We start from the raw sequence: 20,706 nt of genomic DNA on the forward strand, positions 1-20,706 counted from the left end.
GCTCCAGCTGCAAAAGCAGACGCAGCGCCAGCAGCAGATTCAAGCGAAAGTTCAGATGTGTTAACACCATCAGTTCGTCGTTTAATTGCTGAGAAAGGCCTAGACGCTTCTAAAATCAAAGGCACGGGTAAAAATGGTCGTGTGACTAAAGAAGACGTTGATACTTTCTTAAAAGCACCAGCACCAGCAGCTAAAAAAGCAGAAGCTTCTGCTCCAGCTGCACCGATGGGCGATCGTACTCAAAAACGCGTACCTATGACTCGTTTACGTAAAACGATTGCGACACGCCTTCTTGAAGCTAAAAACTCAACTGCAATGTTAACTACATTCAACGAAGTGAACATGGGACCAATCATGAGCCTTCGTAAGCAGTACCAAGAAACGTTTGAAAAGCGTCACGGCATTCGTTTAGGTTTCATGTCTTTCTATGTGAAAGCTGTAACTGAAGCTCTTAAGCGTTTCCCAGATGTAAATGCATCGATTGATGGTGATGATATTGTTTACCATAATTACTTTGATATCAGCATTGCAGTATCTACACCACGTGGTTTAGTTACTCCAGTACTTAAAGATTGTGACAAACTATCTGTTGCTGAAATTGAAAAAGGTATCCGTGAATTAGCACTTAAAGGTCGTGACGGTAAGTTAACGCTTGCAGATATGACTGGTGGTAACTTCACTATTACTAATGGTGGCGTATTTGGTTCATTACTATCTACACCTATCATCAACTTGCCACAGTCTTCAATTTTGGGTATGCATAAAATCCAAGACCGTCCTATGGCAGTGAATGGTAAAGTAGAAATACTTCCTATGATGTATTTAGCTCTTTCTTACGACCATCGTATAATTGATGGTAAAGAATCGGTTGGTTTCTTAGTAACTATTAAAGAGTTACTTGAAGATCCAACACGCTTATTGCTGGATGTTTAATCCAGTAGTATGAAATGTAAGCTGTGAATGAACATTCACAGCTTTTTTTTTGCGCCTTTGGTCATACTGGGGTTTTCATGTTAAGCCTTGGGATCTATACTAGGTGCGCAATTTGGGATAGTTGTATATTTGAAAAAATATTCAGCTCTTTTAGTATAAAAAATTGGATAAAGCATCATGAATTTGCATGAGTATCAGGCAAAACAACTTTTTGCCGAATATGGTTTACCAGTTTCTCAAGGTTTCGCTTGCGATACACCTGAAGAAGCTGCAGCAGCTGCTGAAAAGATCGGCGGNCGGTGATATGTGGGTTGTTAAAACTCAAGTTCACGCAGGTGGACGTGGTAAAGCTGGCGGTGTAAAGCTAGTTAAAACTATCGACGAAGTAAAAGCGTTTGCAGCTAACTGGTTAGGTAAAAACCTAGTTACTTACCAAACAGACGAAAAAGGTCAGCCAGTTGCTAAAATTTTAGTAGAAAGCTGTACTGATATCGCGAACGAATTGTACCTTGGTGCAGTTGTTGACCGTGCATCTCGCAAAGTTGTTTTCATGGCGTCTACTGAAGGCGGTGTTGAAATTGAAACTGTTGCTGAAGAAACACCTGAACTTATCCACAAAGCTGAGATCGACCCGTTAGTAGGTCCTCAAGCTTACCAAGCACGTGAACTAGGTTTCAAACTGGGTCTTAACCCAGTACAAATGAAACAGTTCGTTAAGATCTTCATGGGTCTTGGTAAAATGTTCACTGATTTTGATTTCGCATTACTTGAAATCAACCCGTTAGTAATTACAGATGAAGGTAATCTTCATTGTCTTGACGGCAAAATCGGTATTGATGGTAATGCACTTTACCGTCAACCTAAAATCCGTGAGTTCCACGATCCATCTCAAGAAGATGCACGTGAAGCGCATGCAGCAAGCTTTGAGCTTAACTACGTAGCCCTAGATGGCAATGTTGGTTGTATGGTTAACGGTGCAGGCCTAGCAATGGGTACTATGGACATCGTAAACCTACATGGCGGCAAGCCGGCTAACTTTTTGGATGTTGGTGGCGGTGCTACTAAAGAACGTGTTTCTGAAGCATTCAAAATCATTCTTTCTGACGACAATGTTAAAGCTGTTCTTGTGAACATCTTTGGCGGTATCGTTCGTTGTGACATGATTGCTGAAGGTATCATTGGCGCAGTTAAAGAAGTTGGCGTAACCGTACCAGTAGTTGTACGTTTAGAAGGTACTAATGCTGAGTTAGGTCGTGAAGTTCTTAAGAGCTCAGGTCTAGATATCATTGCTGCTGAATCACTAACAGACGCTGCTGAGAAAGTTGTTGCTGCTGCGGAGGGCAAATAATGTCTGTATTAATTAATAAAGATACAAAAGTTATCTGTCAAGGTTTCACTGGTGGTCAAGGTACTTTCCACTCAGAGCAAGCACTTGAATACGGTACACAAATGGTTGGTGGCGTAAGCCCAGGTAAAGGCGGTCAAACGCACCTTGGTCTTCCTGTATTCAACACAGTTCGTGAAGCTGTAGAAAAAACTGGCGCAACTGCTTCAGTTATCTATGTACCAGCTCCTTTCTGTAAAGATGCAATCTTAGAAGCTATTGATGCTGGCATCGAGCTTATTGTTTGTATCACAGAAGGTATTCCTACACTTGATATGGTTGACGTTAAAGTTAAACTAGATCAAACAGGTACTCGTATGATCGGTCCTAACTGCCCAGGTGTTATTACTCCTGGTCAAACTAAGATTGGTATCATGCCTGGTCACATCCACAAACCTGGTAAAGTAGGTATTGTTTCTCGCTCTGGTACTTTAACGTACGAAGCAGTTAAGCAAACTACTGATGCTGGTTTTGGTCAGTCTACGTGTGTTGGTATTGGTGGTGATCCAATTCCAGGTACTAACTTTATCGACGTTTTAGAAATGTTCGAAAAAGATCCACAAACTGAAGCAATCGTAATGATTGGTGAAATTGGTGGTACTGCAGAAGAAGAAGCTGCAGAGTACATCAAAGCTCACGTAACTAAACCTGTAGTATCTTACATTGCTGGTGTTACTGCACCAGAAGGTAAGCGTATGGGTCACGCTGGCGCAATCATTGCCGGCGGTAAAGGTACTGCTGATGAGAAATTTGCTGCATTAGAAGCTGCAGGCGTAAAAACTGTACGTTCACTTGCTGATATCGGTAAAGCACTTAAAGAGAAAACAGGCTGGTAATCGCTTGTTTTTCTTTAAAAAGGCCCGCTTATGCGGGCCTTTTTGTTATTAGGTGAAAATTTAGAATGGATAACTAATATGCTGAAAAAAACGTACCGATAAGTCTTGGCGTTGTTTATTTATAGCTAGCTCATTACACAAAGTATGGATTGTTTTTTCTACTTGGTTCATAAATCGACCGTAACCCATTTCATGTTTATCCTGCTGCGTTGCTACCACTACAAAATGCAACGTTTCTACTAATTTACTTGCTTCATAAAAGTGCTTAATTTGATTTTCATTAGATTCAATATCAAAACTTAACTTTTGAAGTTCATTATTACCTTCACTTTTATCTATTTTACTGTTTCGTATAATAGGCGTTGCGCCGTTAGCAACCATAGCGCCATGATTTAGATTGTTATTTTGACACGCACGTATAAATGAGTAAGCAAAGTAGTCATAAAATCTAGCATAGTCGTTTGTGTTCATTAGTGTTTGAAACTGCGTTTTAATAGCGCGCGAAACCGGTATAGTAAAAGTGGCGTAAGTCATCTCTGCATAATCATCGGGTATGCTGCATTGTCTTGACTGATAGCGAGGGTAGAGACTTCTTAATTTGTAACCATAGCTCTCCTTATTGCCTTTTTCTTTAGCAAATAAGTCATACGTTAAGTGCTGATGATCGCGTAGTTTAAACTGAGGTTGATTTATTAACAGTTGTCCTTGTAGGGTGTTTAATACTTTTTGAACTTTGTTATGAAACTCTGCAGAGTTAGCTCGTAAATCGTCGCCTGTTGCTAAAAATAGAATGCGTATTTTTTTACTTGGTATATCTTCAGTGTAATAAATTTTATGGGCCTCGTGATAACGAGGATTATAAAAAAACAACATTTGCTTATCGGTTTCTAATTGATAAGACTCATCATGAAAGCGTACAACGGGTAGTTTATCGTTTGCGAGTAAATGAACATTATGAAGCTCATATTCATCACAGCATGCAAATAGCTGACGTGCTATACGTTCATAACAACAATTGATATTACTAAAACTATTATAGAACGCTTCATTTGGCGTTATTTCGGCTAGTAAATAGTGATTTGCGCGTGCGTTAGTAGGAATATAAACGCGATGTTGATTAAGTGTAGCCATCTTCGAGTCCTTATAAAGTAGGTTATTAGTCTACTATAAGTGGCTTTGATTACTTAAATATTGCTTTAAAACAAATTTTATTCATAAACAATGGTTCAGCTGAATTAAAGTTAAGCAATATCAAAAATAAACCTTAATCTAGTGCTGTATGTTAGTGTATGTTTTTGTAATAATGCATTAGTTTTGTTATTACGTAATATTTAGAGGATCACACTCCTATGGCGGAAATTGAGAATCGCCCAAGTAACTTTATTAGAACCAAAATTGATGAAGACTTAGCAAGTAAAAAGCATGCAACAACGCATACACGTTTTCCACCAGAACCAAATGGCTTTTTGCATATTGGTCATGCCAAATCAATTTGTTTAAACTTTGGCATCGCAAAAGATTACAATGGTTTATGTAACCTGCGTTTTGACGATACAAACCCAGAAAAAGAAGACATTAACTACGTTAATTCTATAAAAGAAGACGTACAGTGGTTAGGCTTCAATTGGGATGGCGATATAAAGTATTCTTCTAACTATTTTGATACTTTATTTGGTTATGCTGTTGAGTTAATAAATAAAGGCTTAGCATACGTTTGTTTTTTAACAGCAGACGAAGCACGCCAGTACCGTGGCACATTAAAAGAGCCAGGTAAAAATAGTCCATACAGAGATACATCAGTTGAAGAAAACCTAGCGTTATTTGAAAAAATGCGTGCTGGCGAATTCAAAGAAGGCGAATGTGTCCTGCGTGCTAAAATTGATATGGCTAGCTCATTTATGGTGCTTCGCGATCCAATTATTTATCGCGTACGTTTTGCTCATCATCATCAAACAGCAGACAAGTGGTGCATTTACCCAATGTATGACTTCACGCATTGTATTTCTGATGCGCTAGAGGGCATTACACATTCATTATGTACTCTTGAGTTTCAAGATAACCGCCGTTTATACGACTGGGTACTTGATAACATCAGTTTAGAGTGTCACCCACAGCAAATTGAGTTTTCACGCTTAAATCTTGAATACACTATTATGTCAAAGCGTAAGCTAAGCGATTTAGTAGTAAATAACCATGTAGAAGGCTGGGATGACCCACGCATGCCTACAATTGCAGGTTTACGTCGCCGTGGTTATACACCAGGTTCAATTCGTGAGTTTTGTTTGCGTATAGGTGTAACAAAACAAGAGAATATGGTTGAAATGGGCATGCTTGAAGCGTGTATCCGTGAAGATCTAAACGAAAATGCACCACGTGCAATGGCCGTACTCGATCCTGTTAAAGTTGTTATTGAAAACTACGATGCAGACACGGTTGAGATTTTATCTGTGGCTAACCACCCAAATAAAGAAGAAATGGGTCGTCGTGATGTACCGTTTACTCGTGAGATTTACATTGAACGAGAAGACTTTAAAGAAGAAGCAAATAACAAGTTCAAACGTTTAGTACTCGATAAAGAAGTTCGCTTACGTGGCGCTTACGTTATTAAAGCCCAGCGTGTTGAAAAAGACGAAAATGGCGAAATCACAACTATTTTCTGTACTTACGATACTGAAACACTAGGTAAAAACCCAAGTGATGGACGTAAAGTAAAAGGTGTTATTCACTGGGTTTCAGTACCAGAGTCTATTACGGCAGAAGTTCGTTTATACGACCGTTTATTTAGTGTGCCAAACCCAGCAGCAGCTGATGAGTTTGAAACAACATTAAATCCAGAGTCACTGGTTGTTTTATCAAACGCTAAATTAGAGCCATCCCTTGCTAATTCACAAGCAGAGCAGGGCTTTCAGTTTGAGCGTACTGGTTATTTCTCTCGTGATTCTAAATCAGAGCACGTTGTATTTAACCAAACAGTGGGTCTTCGTGATTCTTGGTCTAAAACTCAATAAGTAATATCTAAAAAACCTGAACTCTGGATAATAAATCTTTCTCGAGCAGCTATTTTCAGCGCTAACTGCGTTGAATTTACTTGCAATAGGCCAGCTATTGACGCGTGAATTCGCCTTGTTTTCACTTAAAATCTCTGGCTAGAGAAAATAAATTTAAATATCACCATGATTCAATACGTTGGTAAATCTCTTAACCAGAGTTCAGGTTTAATATCCCCAGTATTTACTGGGTATATTTATTACAAGCGTATTTTAGGCACAAAAAAACCTGCACTTAGCAGGTTTTTTATTGCTTTAAAAAGCGGTATTAGCTATTAGCGTCGCTAAATTCTTTACACGCTGCTTTATCGTTACACTCACCGTATAAATATAAAGAATGGTTTGTAAGCGTTATGCCATTTTCTTCAGAAATTTCAAGTTGACGACGTTCAATCATGTCATCTTCAAACTCTACAACTTTACCACATTTCAAACATACTAAATGGTCGTGATGGGTGCTGCCAGAAAGTTCAAATACAGACTTACCACCTTCAAAATGATGACGGCTTACAATACCTGCATCATCAAACTGGTTAAGTACACGGTATACGGTCGCAAGACCAATTTCTTCACCTAGATCCAAAAGAATTTTGTAAACATCTTCAGCGCTGATGTGTTGGTTATCTGGAGATTGTAAAATCTCTAATATTTTAATACGCGGTAAAGTTACTTTTAAACCGGCTTTTTTAAGTTCCAAGTTATGATCAGTCATTAAATCTGTCTCAATTTTATTTGGTTATACTAGACATCTTGCAAAGATGTACACGACACATTAGCAACAAACAGGATAACGTGCCTAAGCGTTAAGTGCAAAGAACAATTGATTTATATTGCCACTAAAGCTTAAAACGCTAACTGTTTGATAATTATTTAAACAGCTAGCGGTATATGCAGTAAATTAGTCAGCTAATTCACTTAAACACATTTCTTCATATACTTGAGCAGACCATGCTTTAACACGTTGTTCTGTTAGTTCAGGTTGACGGTCTTCGTCAATACCTAAGCCTACAAAGTGCTTATCATCAGCCATACCTTTAGATGCTTCAAAGTCATAACTTTCACTTGGCCAATGACCAACAACAATAGCGCCACGTTCAGTTACGATATCGTTGATCATACCCATAGCATCTAAAAAGTACTCAGCGTAATCTTCTTGGTCTCCGCAACCGAAAATAGCGACAAGTTTGCCTTCAAAGTCTACTTCTTCAAGTTCAGGGAAAAAGTCATCCCAATCACATTGTGCTTCACCGTAATACCAAGTAGGAATACCGAATAAGATCAAATCAAATTCAGCAATCTCTTCTTTAGAGCTTTTTGCAATGTCATGAACAGCCACTAGCTTTTTACCCAATTCTTTTTGGATCATTTTTGCTACGTGTTCTGTGTTACCTGTGTCACTTCCGAAAAAAATGCCTACACTTGCCATGGATTTAAAACCTTTTATGTATCAATAGCCAATCTTTCTTGTAAAATCGTTTCAATCAGCGCACTGCGGCTAATATTTTGTGCATCTGCCATATCACTTAATGCTTGATATAACTGCGATGAAACTTTAAATTCAACACGTTTTAAACCACGTGCTTTATCTCTTTTTATTTGATTACGTTTATTTACCTTTAACTGCATATCCCGTGAAAGGGGATTGGTTTTAGGTCTGCCTGGGCGTTTTTCGTATTCAAATAAATCGAGCGTAGTTCTATCTGTTTCTGACTTCGCCATGCCTAACCTACACCTGCGCCTTGCCAAAATACTTGAATCAGCCCTTTAGCAATAAAGCCTGAACAACCTAAAAAGAGCACACCCCAAACAATGTATTGTCCGAACTTAGGTACATTGCCACTTTTTAGTACGTCTTTAATTGCCATGCCGATGAATATGAAAATACCGGCTAAGCCAAAATACAACCCTAGGGTATCAAATTCGTTAATTAACTGACTGACCATCAACGTATAACCTTTAAATTAAACGGCGCGTACTATAGCATATAAATATACATATATTTAGTGCGCAGAATCAAAAACACGCGATTAAAATTACTTTAAACCGCAGTTAAAAAGTCGTTTATTGCTTTATTTACAGCAAGTGGCTTTTGGGCATGAAGCCAATGACCAGCCCCATGAATAATTTTAGCCTTGGTGTTTTTAAAGCGTGCTGTAATTGCATTACGATGCTCAGGCAAAATATAGTCAGAATCATTACCTTTAATGAAAAGAGTATCGCATAAACAAGAATTGTTTTCATTAACATTGGATGTGATTGTCGAATATTTATTATCAAGCACATCTAAGTTAAATCGCCATGCAAATTGACCGTCATCATTTTTAGCCAAGCTTTTAAGCAAAAATTGTCTAACTCCAAGTTCTTCAATAAACGGCTGCATTATAGCATCAGCTTGCTTTCTATCGTCTATTGATCGCGCTGAAACGGCTTTTAATGCTTGTAATATTTTTGTATGACGTGCCGGGTAACTAACAGGTGCTATATCAAGTACAACGAGTTTATTTACAAGCTCTGGGTGAGTAAGTGCCAATTCCATTGCTACTTTTCCTCCCATAGAGTGTCCAACTAAGTGTACTTTATCTATACTTAAATCAGCTAAGAGTTCAATAATATCTTGTGCCATTGCCGGATAGTTCATTTCATTGCTATGAGGTGACAGGCCATGGTTGCGTAGATCTACATTAATAACATTAAAGTTTTCACTTAATGGTTTTGCGATTACGTTTAAGTTTTCTAATGATCCAAAAAGCCCGTGGATCAAAATAACATTAGGACCTTGCCCTTGTTGCTTATAGTTTAATTGCATACCAGCCTCCTAAAAATTTCGCCATAGTTTGCCGAGCATTGCTTTAAAAAGCAAAAAATACAGCGACTATTTATTAAATTGGGCTTTTGAATGTTAATTCAACAACAAAGAACTAAATAATAGTCTATTTGTATGTTTAAAGTATATGTTGTCGGGAGTGCTTGTTGTAACTCGCATTTCTTATTGGTTTGGGTATAATCAGTCGGGAGAAAAAAATGTGACCCGTAATAACAGGAAAAACATGAAACAAATCGACATAGACGACGAGTTATATCAGTATATTGCCAGCAATACACAAAGTATTGGCGAAAGTGCATCCACTATTTTACGTCGTTTATTAAACCTGAGCGGTGAGAAAATTCAATCCGCTAACGTAGAAATTAATCAAAATAATCAAACCGTAACTACGTCTACCACTTCTTTAACAAGCGTAAAGCCAACTGAATCGATGGCAGATAAACAAACTCCAGCTGTTGTCACACCAGTGAAGCAAAAAAACGCTAATGTTTTTAATATATTGAATAAAGAAGAACTGGGAATGCAAAAGGGCGTTGTTGGTCGATTTTTATTTATTTTAAGTGCATTTTATCGAACTCATAAAACCGACTTTTCTGCAGTATTAGATATAAAAGGTCGAGATAGAGTCTACTTTGCTACAAGTAAAGAAGATTTAGTTAATAGCGGTAGTAGTATGAATCCTAAAAACATAACGGATAGTGAATATTGGGTTATGACGAATTCTAATACTACACGCAAAAAAATGATGCTTCACGAAGTTGCTCTTTGTCTTGGTTATAGCGCAGAGCAAGCTGAAAAAATTCGCGATTACCTGTAAGGAAATATAATGGCTATTCACTCAGGCGCAGGCAAAACTGCTCCACAATCAGCATTGGTTAATGTACCAAAATTAGTATCTGCTTATTATTTAAATGAACCTGATCTTGAACAAAACCCAGAGCATTGTGTTGCTTTTGGTACCTCTGGTCATCGTGGTTGTTCTTACGATGTAAAGTTTAATGAATCTCATATTTTAGCAATCACACAGGCTATATGTGATTACAGAAAGCAAAACGATATATTTGGTCCTTTATTTTTAGGTAAAGACACACATGCATTGAGTGAAGCCGCATTTAACTCTGCAATAGAAGTGCTTGTTGCGAATGAAGTGCAAGTGATCACACAAGAAGATGGGGATTTTACGCCAACACCAGTGATTAGCCATGCAATCGTTAGCCATAATAAACTTCATCCAAATGAGCTTGCAGACGGTATTGTAGTAACGCCTTCGCATAATCCCCCTGAAGACGGTGGTTTTAAATATAACCCACCTAATGGCGGACCAGCTGATACCGATGTAACTAAATGGATTGAAGACAGAGCAAACCAACTTTTATTAGAAGACTTGGTTGAAGTTGAATTATTTCCATTTGCTAAAGCGTCTCGTTCTGGATTTATTAAGTACGAAGACTTAATGACACCTTATATTAACGACCTAGAAAATATAGTTAATTTAAAAGCAATTAGTGAAGCGGGCATTAAAGTTGGTATCGATCCGCTTGGTGGTTCAGGAATTCATTTTTGGCCTGTAATTGCTAAAAAATATGATCTGAATTTAACGGTTGTGAACGACAACGTTGATCCACGATTTGCTTTTATGCCACTAGATAAAGACGGCAAAATACGTATGGATTGTTCATCACCATACTCTATGGCAAATCTTGTAGCGCTAAAAGATGACTTTGATATTTCTATTGGTAACGACCCAGATTATGACCGTCATGGTATTGTTACGCCAGATGGATTAATGAACCCAAATCATTTTCTAGCCGTGGCAATTGATTACCTAATAAAACACCGAGATTGGAATTCAAGTGTAGAAATTGGTAAAACGCTGGTTTCTAGTTCAATGATCGACAAAGTAGCTGCCCGAAATGAACGTAAAGTAAAAGAAGTACCCGTTGGCTTTAAATGGTTTGTTGATGGCTTAAGTAAAGGCAAGCTTGCTTTTGGTGGCGAAGAAAGCGCTGGCGCTGCTTTCCTACGCTTTGATGGCACTGTGTGGTGTACAGACAAAGATGGCTTTATTATGGGGCTATTAGCCGCAGAAATATTAGCCGTTACAGGTAAAACACCGTCGGTACTTTATAAAGAATTAGAGCAAGAATTTGGCTCACCAATTTATAAACGCCTTGATGCACCTGCTACAAGCGGTCAAAAATCACGTTTAAAAGCGTTAAGTGCAGATGATGTAAAAGCGGATATGCTTGCAGGTGAACCTATTTTACAAAAGCTAACACATGCACCAGGTAATGGCGCTGCTATTGGTGGTTTAAAAGTAGTAACCGAAAATGGTTGGTTTGCAGCGCGCCCATCAGGTACCGAAGATATTTATAAAATTTACCTAGAATCATTCAAAGGTGAAGAGCATTTAGCGTTACTTGAAAAAGAAGCTAAAAAGCTTGTAGATTCAGTTATTAGTTAACTTAATTTAATGACTTTTTAAAACGGCTGATTTAATCAGCCGTTTTTGTTTCTATAACTTGAGCAACTGTTACTAATAAATGCACAAGCAATCACTCTCACATATATTATAAAAGGGCTTATTACATGTCAGCCAATCCATCTTACTTAAATGAATTAAAACAAACCGGCGATTTTTTAACACTTAGCCGTAACAACGAATGGCATTTAGATGCAGGTGAATTTGTTTTAGATAATGGGACTCGTGTGAATATACACGATACCGGCGTAATTGAGTTTCAGCCTGCTGTTACAACGTCAAAGGATGTAGTTTATTCAAGCGCTGTACACGGTAACGAGACCGCCCCAATCGAAATTTGCGATGCACTCATTAAACAAATTATAAAAGGTGAGCTAATACTTAAGCAGCGCGCTTTGTTTATTTACGGTAATCCACAATCAATTAATATTGGTCTGCGTTTTGTAGAAGAAAATCTAAATAGATTATTTAATGGTCATCATACTGTTGAAGGTGTACCAATGAATAATGAGCGAAACCGCGCTGCAAAGCTTGAGCAATACGTAAGCGATTTTTATAAGCGAGGTGAGCAAGGCAGTAGCCGATGTCATTACGATTTACACACTGCAATTAGAGGTTCTAAAAATGAAAAATTTGCTGTGTATCCATTTTTACATGGTAAGCCATGGAAAAAGTCGCAGTTACAATTTTTGTTAAGCTGTGGTGTAAATACCGTATTAATGATGAAATCACCTGCGACAACTTTTAGCTATTATTCGTCATTTGTACATGGTGCAGACTCGTTTACAGTAGAGCTTGGACAAGTTAAGCCATTTGGGCAAAACGATATGACACGTTTTGAAAAAACAAAGCAAACACTGACTGCATTAATTAGCCAAACTGACGTTGAATACCTTAAATTTAATGCAGAAGACTTTGAGTTGTTTTCAGTGCATAGAACAATTAACAGGACACAGGACAATTTTAGTTTTCCTTTTTCTGATGATGCCGAGAACTTTACAGGCTTTGCTAAAGGTGAATTGCTCGCAACCGATGGTGATACAGCAATTTATGCTGACGTAGAAGGTGAAGCAATAATATTCCCTAATGCAAATGTAGCTTTAGGACAAAGAGCGTTATTAACCGTTATCCCAATGAAAATTAATAGCGATTTTGTTTAATTGAACTCATCAGACCACGCATTATTTAAAGTTAACTATATGATTAGTATTCATTAAAATAACCGTATAGTTAACTTGCCACTTATTTGACCAATATTTACTTTTGTTTCGTCTCAGACATGTTGAATAACACTTTACGTTAACGTAAAGTGTTGGTAGCTTTAATTAAAGATAGTGCAGATGTTGCAAAGTTTATTCCGCAACAATCACCCATAATAATAATTTAAAGGGGCACTTTTTTACCGACAACAAAAGAAGGTAGGTTATGAGTAATCCAAATAACGTATCGCTGAATATTAACCATAAGCTTGAATTTATTGATGGCAATGCGTTAACTATTCCAACCCTTAGTATTTTAACTGAGGACGGCGACATTCATCCTAGTGCAACCGCACCTGACATTTCAAAACATACCGCACTTAAATTATACGAAACAATGCGTTTTATTCGCTTGCTTGATGAGCGCATGCAAGGTGCACAGCGCCAAGGCCGTGTTAGCTTTTACATGCAATGTTTAGGCGAAGAAGCCGCCGTTACAGCCTCTGCTGCAGCGCTTGATCAAAACGACATGATTATGGCGCAATACCGAGAACAAGCAGCACTTCATTATCGTGGCTTTACGCTTGATCAATTTATGAACCAAATGTTTTCAAACGAGCTTGATTTAGGCAAAGGTCGTCAAATGCCAATTCATTATGGTTCAAAAGAATTAAACTACATGACAATCTCATCGCCATTGGGTACGCAAATACCCCAAGCTACAGGTTACGCATACGGTCAAAAAGTTAAACATATAGACGCTAAAACAGGTGAACTTGCAAGCCCAATTGATAACGTTACTATTTGTTATTTTGGCGAAGGGGCGGCGTCTGAAGGTGACTTTCATGCTGGTTTAAATATGGCGGCTGTTCACAGAGCACCGGTTATATTTTTTGCACGTAATAACGGTTATGCAATATCAACCCCTGCTGATGAGCAGTTTAAAGGTGACGGTATTGCCTCGCGTGGTGTGGGCTATGGTATTAAAACTATTCGTGTTGATGGCACAGATGCACTTGCTGTTTATGCGGCGACTAAAAAAGCACGCGAAATAGCCTCAACACAAGGTGAGCCTGTGCTTATTGAATCGATTGCTTATCGATTAGGTGCGCACTCTACGTCAGACGACCCAAGTGGTTATCGCTCTAAAGATGAAGAAGCTAGTCATCAAGTATGTCCAATAGATAAATTCAGAAAGTGGCTTATTAAACAAGATTGGCTAAACGAAGACGACGATGTAAAAGCAAAAGAGTCGATTCGAGAAGAAATTTTAGCAGCGCTTAAGCGTGCTGAAGTTGTTGCAAAACCCGCTTTAGAAGAGTTGGTATCTGATGTTTACGACACACCGATTCCATTATTGCAACGTCAGTACGAGCAATTAAAAGAACATATAAAACAGCATCCCGATGCTTACCCAGTAACAGCAGGGAGAATTAAGTAATGGCTAAAATGAATATGCTCCACGCAATTAACTCTGCGCTCGACATCACTATGAATGAACACCCTCAAGCTTGTATTTTTGGCGAAGATGTTGGTTACTTTGGTGGTGTATTTAGAGCAACATCGGGCTTACAAGAAAAGTATGGTAAGCACCGCGTTTTTAATACGCCCTTAACCGAGCAAGGTATTTTGGGTTTTGCTAATGGTTTAGCGGCTTTTGGTGCACCAGCACTGGCAGAGATTCAATTTGCTGATTACATTTTTCCAGCGTTTGATCAAATAGTTAATGAAGCGGCTAAATTTCGTTACCGCAGTGGGAATGAGTTTAATGTAGGTAATTTAACTATTCGTACACCTTATGGTGGCGGTATTGCCGGTGGATTATACCATTCTCAATCTCCTGAAGCGTATTTTGCGCATACGCCAGGCTTAAAAGTGGTTGTACCGCGTAACCCTTATCAAGCCAAAGGTTTATTACGCGCAGCAATTAAAGACGATAACCCAGTTATCTTTTTTGAACCTAAACGACTATATCGTGCATCAACAGGCGAAGTACCCGAAGAAGATTACAGCATTGAATTAGGCAAAGCGGAAGTAGTGCAAGAAGGCGCAGATATAACGCTTTTAGCATGGGGTGCTCAAATGGAAATAATTGAAGATGCAGCACAGCAAGCAAGCGAACAAGGCATAAGTTGTGAAGTAATAGATTTACGTAGTATTTTGCCGTGGGATGCTGAAACAATTGCAAAGTCGGTTACTAAAACAGGCCGCTTAATAGTAAGCCATGAAGCACCTATAACCAATGGGTTTGGTGCTGAGATTGCAGCGACAATCCAACAAGAGTGTTTCCTGCATTTAGAGTCGCCAATTTTGCGTGTATGTGGCTTAGATACGCCATACCCATTGGCACTTGAAAAAGAATACGTACCGGACGCACTGAAAGTGTTAGCTGCAATTAAACAATCAATGGATTTTTAGGGGTTACCATGGCTAAAGATTTTATATTACCCGATATTGGCGAAGGCATTGTTGAATGCGAAGTGGTTGATTGGTTAGTTAAAGAGGGCGATATTGTGTCTGAAGATCAACCAATTTGTGATGTGATGACTGATAAAGCATTGGTACAAATACCAGCGGTACATGATGGCGTAATTACAAAGCTATACTATTTAAAAGGTGAAATTGCCAAAGTACATGCACCTTTATTTGCGATGGATGTAGCGGGTGAGAGCCCAAGTAATGGATCAGCACAAGAAATAGTACAAACAGCACCTCAAACTAATAACGGTGCAGCTGATTTAGTTGAGGACTTTATATTACCCGATATTGGTGAAGGTATTGTTGAGTGTGAAATTGTTGATTGGTTAGTTGCAGAAGGCGACGAAATAGAAGAAGACCAAGCAGTTTGTGATGTAATGACTGACAAAGCATTAGTGCAAATTCCGGCAAAATACACAGGTACAGTTCAAAAGTTATATTATCAAAAAGGTGAGATAGCTAAAGTACATAGCCCATTGTTTCAAATGACAATTGCAGGCAGTGCAGCAAAGCCAAATGTTGATATAAACCACGCTGTCGTAAAGGCGCAGACTAATGCCGTCGCAGAAATGCCATCATCGGGGAAAGTAGAGCAAGCGATAAAAGTCGTCAATCAAAAAGCAGTTGCATCTCCTGCTGTTCGTCGTAAAGCACGCGAGCTTGATGTAGATTTAACCTGTGTACTAGGCAGTGGGAAAAATGGTCGAATTTACAAGCAAGACATTGAAGAGTTTGTAAAAGGCGAAGTACCAAATACAATTGATACATCACCTCTTAATAGCGATGCTTCTCAAAGTGCAGTACAAAACCAAACGCAGATTTTAAGCGGTGGCGTACGAGTAGAGCCAATTAAGGGTATTAAGGCTGCAATGGCCAAGCAAATGATGGCATCTGTTTCAACTATTCCGCATTTTACATTTAGTGACGAGATAGATTTAACAGCGCTAATCGCTCTACGTAGTTCATTAAAAGAGCAATATAAAGTACAAGGTATAAAGCTCACCATGATGCCATTTTTCATAAAAGCACTTTCGCTAGCAATGAAAGAGTACCCGGTACTTAACTCTAAAGTGAATGATGATTGCACTGAACTAACTTATTATAACGATCATAATATTGGTATAGCGGTTGATTCAAAAATTGGCTTGTTAGTACCTAATATTAAATCGTGTCAGAGTAAAAGTATTGTTGATGTGGCAAATGATTTAACACGTTTAACTCTCTCAGCGCGAGAAGGCCGTGTTGCACCGGATGATTTAAAAGGTGGGACAATTAGCATCTCTAACATTGGTGCGATTGGCGGTACTATTGCTTCACCCATTATTAATAAACCAGAAGTAGCAATTGTTGCTTTAGGTAAATTACAGCACTTACCGCGTTTTGATGATAATGGGCAAGTTGTAAGTAAAGCAATAATGCAAGTGAGTTGGTCTGGGGATCACCGTGTTATTGACGGTGGTACCATTGCGCGCTTTAATAATTTGTGGAAATCGTATTTAGAAAATCCTTCGACAATGATGATGGCAATGAGCTAGTCGCTTTATTGTGGTGTATTTTAAATATCAAATAAAAACCAGCTTATGCTTAATGCCAGTCAGTTAACAGCGGACTGGCGTTTTTTTATTGAGGTATTTACTGGGTTTTGGTTTCATACACCTTGGATACGCTCGCTCCCGTTTTATCGGTAATATGTGATGTTCAACTTGAGCTTGTAATTGCTCTATTGATTTAGGTTTGCGTGCTGCATTTTCTATAAAAATTGTATAAATAAGGTTAATAATACTAATAGCACACGTCGTAAAACTCAGGTATTTTGCATATATTTCATGCTTTTTCTGCGCCATTTTCACCATCCGGTATCGGAGCAAGTTATAGCTCAACATACGCTATCATCTCAGGTTTTTGCTACGTAGCGTGAAGTGACTATTTAGCAAGGTTTGTTTCATTTCTCGATAGCCAAGTTCAATTTCCCACCGCTCACTATAGAGGTCAATAATGTAAGCCTTAGGGAAACGCATTGGGTCAGTCAGTGAAGTGTGTATATTCACCTCTTTCCCCTTAATCGTTTTTGTGACTAGCCTGACTTCAATGTTCTCTGGTAAATCGTCGAACTTTTTTCTCGCTTTTGCTGTTTTTTAGCTTGATGAGTTTCTCTTGACGACCTAAAGAGCGAACAATTTCATATTGCGTGCCTTTTCTCATCGGTTGAAGCCAATGCCTATTTTCCCCAGCATTTTGCCAAGGATTGGGCAAGACTAGAGAATAGATGCCTCTATCAAATAACGTCAGTGAGTTATCGGGCGTTACCTCAATTAAGTCTTCAGCCAACACCATTTCATTAGTACGGCAACTATAAAAGACGCTCCTCATTAATAAATGGCTAGTTAACTCTATCAAACACACTACAGAAGCTAGGTAATGGATCGTTAAATATTTATTAACTGTTCGGCATTAAGCAATTGCTGAGCTTTTTTGTGTTTTTTAATTCTCATTCTTTTAAATTTCAGCAAAAAAATACAACCCATAACCAACTATTAATGCGGGGATAGACGTGTAAAGCGTAGCTATAACAGCAGCTTTAGGCGCCATTGCGATTGCAGGAAATAACGCATCTCCATCGTTAGAAATTGCATTCCCAGCTAAAGCACTAAAAGGAATAATGCCCTGAATATACAAAGTAGTTACAATGATTTGTGGACCACAACCGGGTAAAAACCCAATAAGTACAGCAATCAGTGGTGCTAAATAAGCGTAGTGTACAAACCACGTTTTTAAATCAAGCCCAATAATATTGACTAAAATTTCAAATAACATAAATGATGCTACAACCCATGCTGTTACAAAATGGGTATCTTGTAATACTTTTACTATTTTAGAGGGGGGATTACACGTATCGTCTTCTGAAGTTACTTCTTTATAACTTTCACCTTTTGATGAAAGCGCCCAAATACTAACAACAAATAATGCCATTGCCGCACCAAAGATATTAATTAGAGTACTTGTACTTGCTCCAAACTGAGAAAAATCAACATTAAACGCAATTAAAAAAGCAATAATAAGGCTTGGAATAATTGCTACCATCCAAATTGGTTTACTGATTTTAATAATATTAGTTGGGAGTATTTTTATTTGGTGTTTTTGTTCTTGCGCTGTAGGGCGTAAAAAATCTTTTTTATGTATCGCATTAACCAGTAAGCCACTAAAAGTACCCACCAGCAGCCCAATACCCATAATGAGTAAGCCTTCGCTGGGACGTGTAGCAAGTAATAAAAATGCAGCATCGCCCATTGTTGCGGTTAAAACTGCGACAATAGCGCCAAAGCTAGCTTGACCTTTAGTAAACTGCGTAACAACTATAATAGCGCCACCACAGCCAGGTAATGCACCTAAAACAGCAGCAAAGCTAATTTCTAAAATAGGCGACTTAGCGCTTAAGTAACTTAGCTCTAACTGAGGTAAGTGCTCTATAGCGTAGTAATAAATTAAGAGGGTAGCGGCAACAAACACGCTTACCTGAAAAAAAGCATCGCTAAGTGCCGTAATTGTTATTTCTCGTAAATGCGGAAATGCTAAACACGCTAAAATAAATAAAGGCAGCAATAAGCGTTTATTTTGACTCATGAATCGTTTTGAGGCTGGAGTAATAAAACCAATTTGAGGGAGTAAAATCATACAATGCGACCTAATTAATTAACTAAGTCACACTGTATATTTTAATTAAATGATAATCAATATCATTTGCATCTATTTAAATCGATTACTCACTTTGAATTTTTCGATAAGCAAACTCAAATAAGGCTACTTACGCTGAAATTCAGAGTTTGTATTCCATGTTGGCCACTGTTCTGTTTCAGAAATATCAAAACCTACTTTATAAAATAATTGTAAGTCTTGAACAGCACCCGATAAATCCCATTCATCACGGTAGCGGTCGCACGGTTGATGGTAACAACCGCGAAGTACTAAGCTCATGCGTTTACGATAATTAGCTGTTTCTTCATCAGCAGCCACAGTTCCACCGCCTGCATACATTGCCGGAATACCCATATTTGCAAATGCAAAGTGATCAGAGCGGTAGTAACCACCCGATGATGGTTTAGGATCGCCAGATATTGTTCTGCTTTGCTCTTTAGCTGCATTAGTTAAAAACTCATCCATTTGAGATTTACCAATACCAACCACGTTCATATCTTTTACTTTGCCTAATAAATTTAAGCTATCCATATTGATGTTAGCAACGGTTTTATTCGCTGCAATTACTGGATTTGCGGCATAGTATTTAGAACCTAATAAGCCTTGCTCTTCAGCTGTTACAGCTAAAAAGGTCATCGAGCGGCTAGGGTGCTTAGGTAATTTAGTAAAAGCTTCAGCTACTTCAATAAGACCCGCTGTACCCGTTGCATTATCGTGAGCACCGTTATAAATTTGATCACCTTTACGTGTTTTATCTGTGCCTAAGTGATCCCAATGAGCTGAGTAAATAACATGCTCATCTGGTTTTTCACTACCAGGTAAAGTGGAGATAAAGTTATATGACACCGATTTTTTAATTGTATTTTTAATATTAACAGAAGCAGTTAAATCGCCCATATCAACATGGTAAGCACCTTTAGCAGCATTTGTTTTAACGGTATCAAAATCTAAACCTGCTTTAGTAAATAGCTCTTTTGCTACGTCAGTTGTAACCCAGCCTTCAACGGCTACACGGTCCATATTATTGTTTTCTTTTTGAAAACCAAACTGCTCACCGCTCCAAGAGTTTTCAACTACTGACCATGGATATGACGCAGGTGATGTTTCATGAATAATAATTGCACCAGCTGCACCTTGACGACTTGCTTCTTCATATTTGTATGTCCAACGCCCATAATAGGTCATTGCGTCGCCAGTAAATAACGCAGGATCTTTTGTTGCAAAGCCTGGATCGTTAACCAGCATTACAACCGTTTTGCCCTTAACGTCTAAACCTTCGTAATCATTCCAATTGTATTCTGGTGCGTTAACGCCGTAGCCTACAAATACAAGTTCAGAGTTTTCTATGCCTTCTTGAGCGCTTATGCGACTGCTACCCATAACCATGTCTTTTTTGTATTGGTAGTCTTTACCGCCAATACTAAGCACCATGTTCGAATCAGCTTCTAAAGAAACCAATGGCACTTCTTGTAAGTAACTGTCGCCATTACCTGGTTTTAAACCTAAAGCTTTAAACTGCGCAGTTAAATAATCAAGCGTTAGTTTTTCGCCAGGTGATGAAGGAGCACGACCACCAAACTCATCAGATGCCAGTACTTTTACATGCTCAGCAAGTTCATCTGCTTGAATACTGTTGTAACCATTTGTTACGTCAGACGGAGTTATACTTGTTGTTGCGCAACCTGCTAATACAGCTGTAGCAAGTAGGGTTAGAGAGAAATAATGTTTCATATCAGCTCGTTTCTTGTTTTAAGTTGTGATTAGTATATTAACTTCTATTAAGTAGAACCAGTTTTTGCGGTAAACTGTTACAAATTTTAAGGTATAAAC

Annotated in this window: 18 protein-coding genes and 1 pseudogene; 10 read left to right on the top strand and 9 right to left on the bottom strand. The window is 38.4% G+C overall.

The genetic code is table 11. The annotated features are described in order from the left end of the window. From odhB to sucD, 3 genes and pseudogenes are all read left to right on the top strand, one after another. On the top strand, window positions 1-933 hold a 933-nt coding region (gene odhB / locus L647_RS0119265), incomplete at its 5' end, for a 2-oxoglutarate dehydrogenase complex dihydrolipoyllysine-residue succinyltransferase (protein WP_024612479.1). Between the two features lie 177 nt (window positions 934-1,110). Then, window positions 1,111-2,281: pseudogene (gene sucC, locus L647_RS01000000124635) on the top strand (ADP-forming succinate--CoA ligase subunit beta). Further along, window positions 2,281-3,153 carry a succinate--CoA ligase subunit alpha gene (gene sucD, locus L647_RS0119275; RefSeq protein ID WP_024612480.1) on the top strand — a complete coding sequence of 291 codons (873 nt, stop codon included), beginning with the start codon at window positions 2,281-2,283 and terminating at the stop codon, window positions 3,151-3,153. Before sucC ends, sucD begins: the two are co-directional and overlap by 1 nt. Window positions 3,154-3,213: 60 nt before the next feature. Here sucD and L647_RS0119280 read toward each other — a convergent pair whose 3' ends face one another. Continuing rightward, window positions 3,214-4,284: a DUF3083 family protein gene (locus tag L647_RS0119280; RefSeq protein WP_024612481.1), complete on the bottom strand. Its 1,071-nt coding sequence runs from the start codon at window positions 4,282-4,284 to the stop codon at window positions 3,214-3,216. A 218-nt stretch (window positions 4,285-4,502) separates the two neighbouring features. Between L647_RS0119280 and glnS the strand changes: the two genes are divergently transcribed. Beyond that, window positions 4,503-6,161, top strand: coding sequence for a glutamine--tRNA ligase (glnS, locus tag L647_RS0119285; protein ID WP_024612482.1), 1,659 nt, complete (start codon window positions 4,503-4,505; stop codon window positions 6,159-6,161). A gap of 307 nt (window positions 6,162-6,468) precedes the next feature. Here glnS and fur read toward each other — a convergent pair whose 3' ends face one another. From fur to L647_RS0119315, 5 genes are all read right to left on the bottom strand, one after another. Next, window positions 6,469-6,912 carry a ferric iron uptake transcriptional regulator gene (gene fur, locus L647_RS0119295; RefSeq protein ID WP_024612483.1) on the bottom strand — a complete coding sequence of 148 codons (444 nt, stop codon included), beginning with the start codon at window positions 6,910-6,912 and terminating at the stop codon, window positions 6,469-6,471. Between the two features lie 186 nt (window positions 6,913-7,098). Then, window positions 7,099-7,626 carry a flavodoxin FldA gene (fldA, locus tag L647_RS0119300; RefSeq protein ID WP_007586856.1) on the bottom strand — a complete coding sequence of 176 codons (528 nt, stop codon included), beginning with the start codon at window positions 7,624-7,626 and terminating at the stop codon, window positions 7,099-7,101. A 14-nt stretch (window positions 7,627-7,640) separates the two neighbouring features. Then, window positions 7,641-7,919, bottom strand: coding sequence for a LexA regulated protein (gene ybfE / locus L647_RS0119305; RefSeq protein WP_002962928.1), 279 nt, complete (start codon window positions 7,917-7,919; stop codon window positions 7,641-7,643). 2 nt (window positions 7,920-7,921) lie between these two features. After that, on the bottom strand, window positions 7,922-8,143 hold the full coding sequence (locus tag L647_RS0119310) for a DUF2788 domain-containing protein (RefSeq protein ID WP_002962930.1): 222 nt from the start codon (window positions 8,141-8,143) through the stop codon (window positions 7,922-7,924). Window positions 8,144-8,238: 95 nt separating this feature from the next. Beyond that, entirely contained in the window at window positions 8,239-9,006 is a 768-nt protein-coding gene (locus L647_RS0119315; protein ID WP_024612484.1) for an alpha/beta fold hydrolase, read from the bottom strand. Between the two features lie 241 nt (window positions 9,007-9,247). On the opposite strand from L647_RS0119315, the gene seqA reads away from it, so the two are divergent. From seqA to L647_RS0119345, 6 genes are all read left to right on the top strand, one after another. Next, complete coding sequence (gene seqA / locus L647_RS0119320; protein WP_024612485.1) at window positions 9,248-9,841, top strand: replication initiation negative regulator SeqA; 594 nt, start codon at window positions 9,248-9,250, stop codon at window positions 9,839-9,841. 9 nt (window positions 9,842-9,850) lie between these two features. After that, entirely contained in the window at window positions 9,851-11,488 is a 1,638-nt protein-coding gene (gene pgm, locus L647_RS0119325; protein WP_024612486.1) for a phosphoglucomutase (alpha-D-glucose-1,6-bisphosphate-dependent), read from the top strand. Window positions 11,489-11,613: 125 nt separating this feature from the next. After that, complete coding sequence (gene astE, locus L647_RS0119330) at window positions 11,614-12,666, top strand: succinylglutamate desuccinylase (RefSeq protein WP_024612487.1); 1,053 nt, start codon at window positions 11,614-11,616, stop codon at window positions 12,664-12,666. Between the two features lie 265 nt (window positions 12,667-12,931). Then, entirely contained in the window at window positions 12,932-14,146 is a 1,215-nt protein-coding gene (locus tag L647_RS0119335) for a thiamine pyrophosphate-dependent dehydrogenase E1 component subunit alpha (RefSeq protein ID WP_024612488.1), read from the top strand. After that, window positions 14,146-15,123: an alpha-ketoacid dehydrogenase subunit beta gene (locus tag L647_RS0119340; RefSeq protein WP_024612489.1), complete on the top strand. Its 978-nt coding sequence runs from the start codon at window positions 14,146-14,148 to the stop codon at window positions 15,121-15,123. The genes L647_RS0119335 and L647_RS0119340 overlap by 1 nt, the downstream gene beginning before the upstream one ends. 8 nt (window positions 15,124-15,131) lie before the next feature. Further along, complete coding sequence (locus L647_RS0119345; protein WP_024612490.1) at window positions 15,132-16,718, top strand: dihydrolipoyllysine-residue acetyltransferase; 1,587 nt, start codon at window positions 15,132-15,134, stop codon at window positions 16,716-16,718. A gap of 550 nt (window positions 16,719-17,268) precedes the next feature. Here the strand turns inward: L647_RS0119345 and L647_RS1000000125080 are convergent. The 3 genes from L647_RS1000000125080 to L647_RS0119360 form a co-directional block, all read right to left on the bottom strand. Then, on the bottom strand, window positions 17,269-17,511 hold the full coding sequence (locus L647_RS1000000125080) for a hypothetical protein (RefSeq protein ID WP_158001078.1): 243 nt from the start codon (window positions 17,509-17,511) through the stop codon (window positions 17,269-17,271). Between the two features lie 168 nt (window positions 17,512-17,679). Next, the gene (locus tag L647_RS0119355; protein ID WP_024612493.1) at window positions 17,680-18,855 is read right to left on the bottom strand and encodes a putative manganese transporter; all 1,176 of its coding nucleotides are present in this window, start codon (window positions 18,853-18,855) and stop codon (window positions 17,680-17,682) included. Between the two features lie 126 nt (window positions 18,856-18,981). Continuing rightward, window positions 18,982-20,607: a M28 family metallopeptidase gene (locus tag L647_RS0119360; protein WP_024612494.1), complete on the bottom strand. Its 1,626-nt coding sequence runs from the start codon at window positions 20,605-20,607 to the stop codon at window positions 18,982-18,984. Window positions 20,608-20,706: the final 99 nt, after the last annotated feature.

The sequence above is a fragment of the Pseudoalteromonas sp. TB64 genome, from assembly GCF_000498095.1.
In the GTDB taxonomy this organism is placed as follows: domain Bacteria; phylum Pseudomonadota; class Gammaproteobacteria; order Enterobacterales; family Alteromonadaceae; genus Pseudoalteromonas.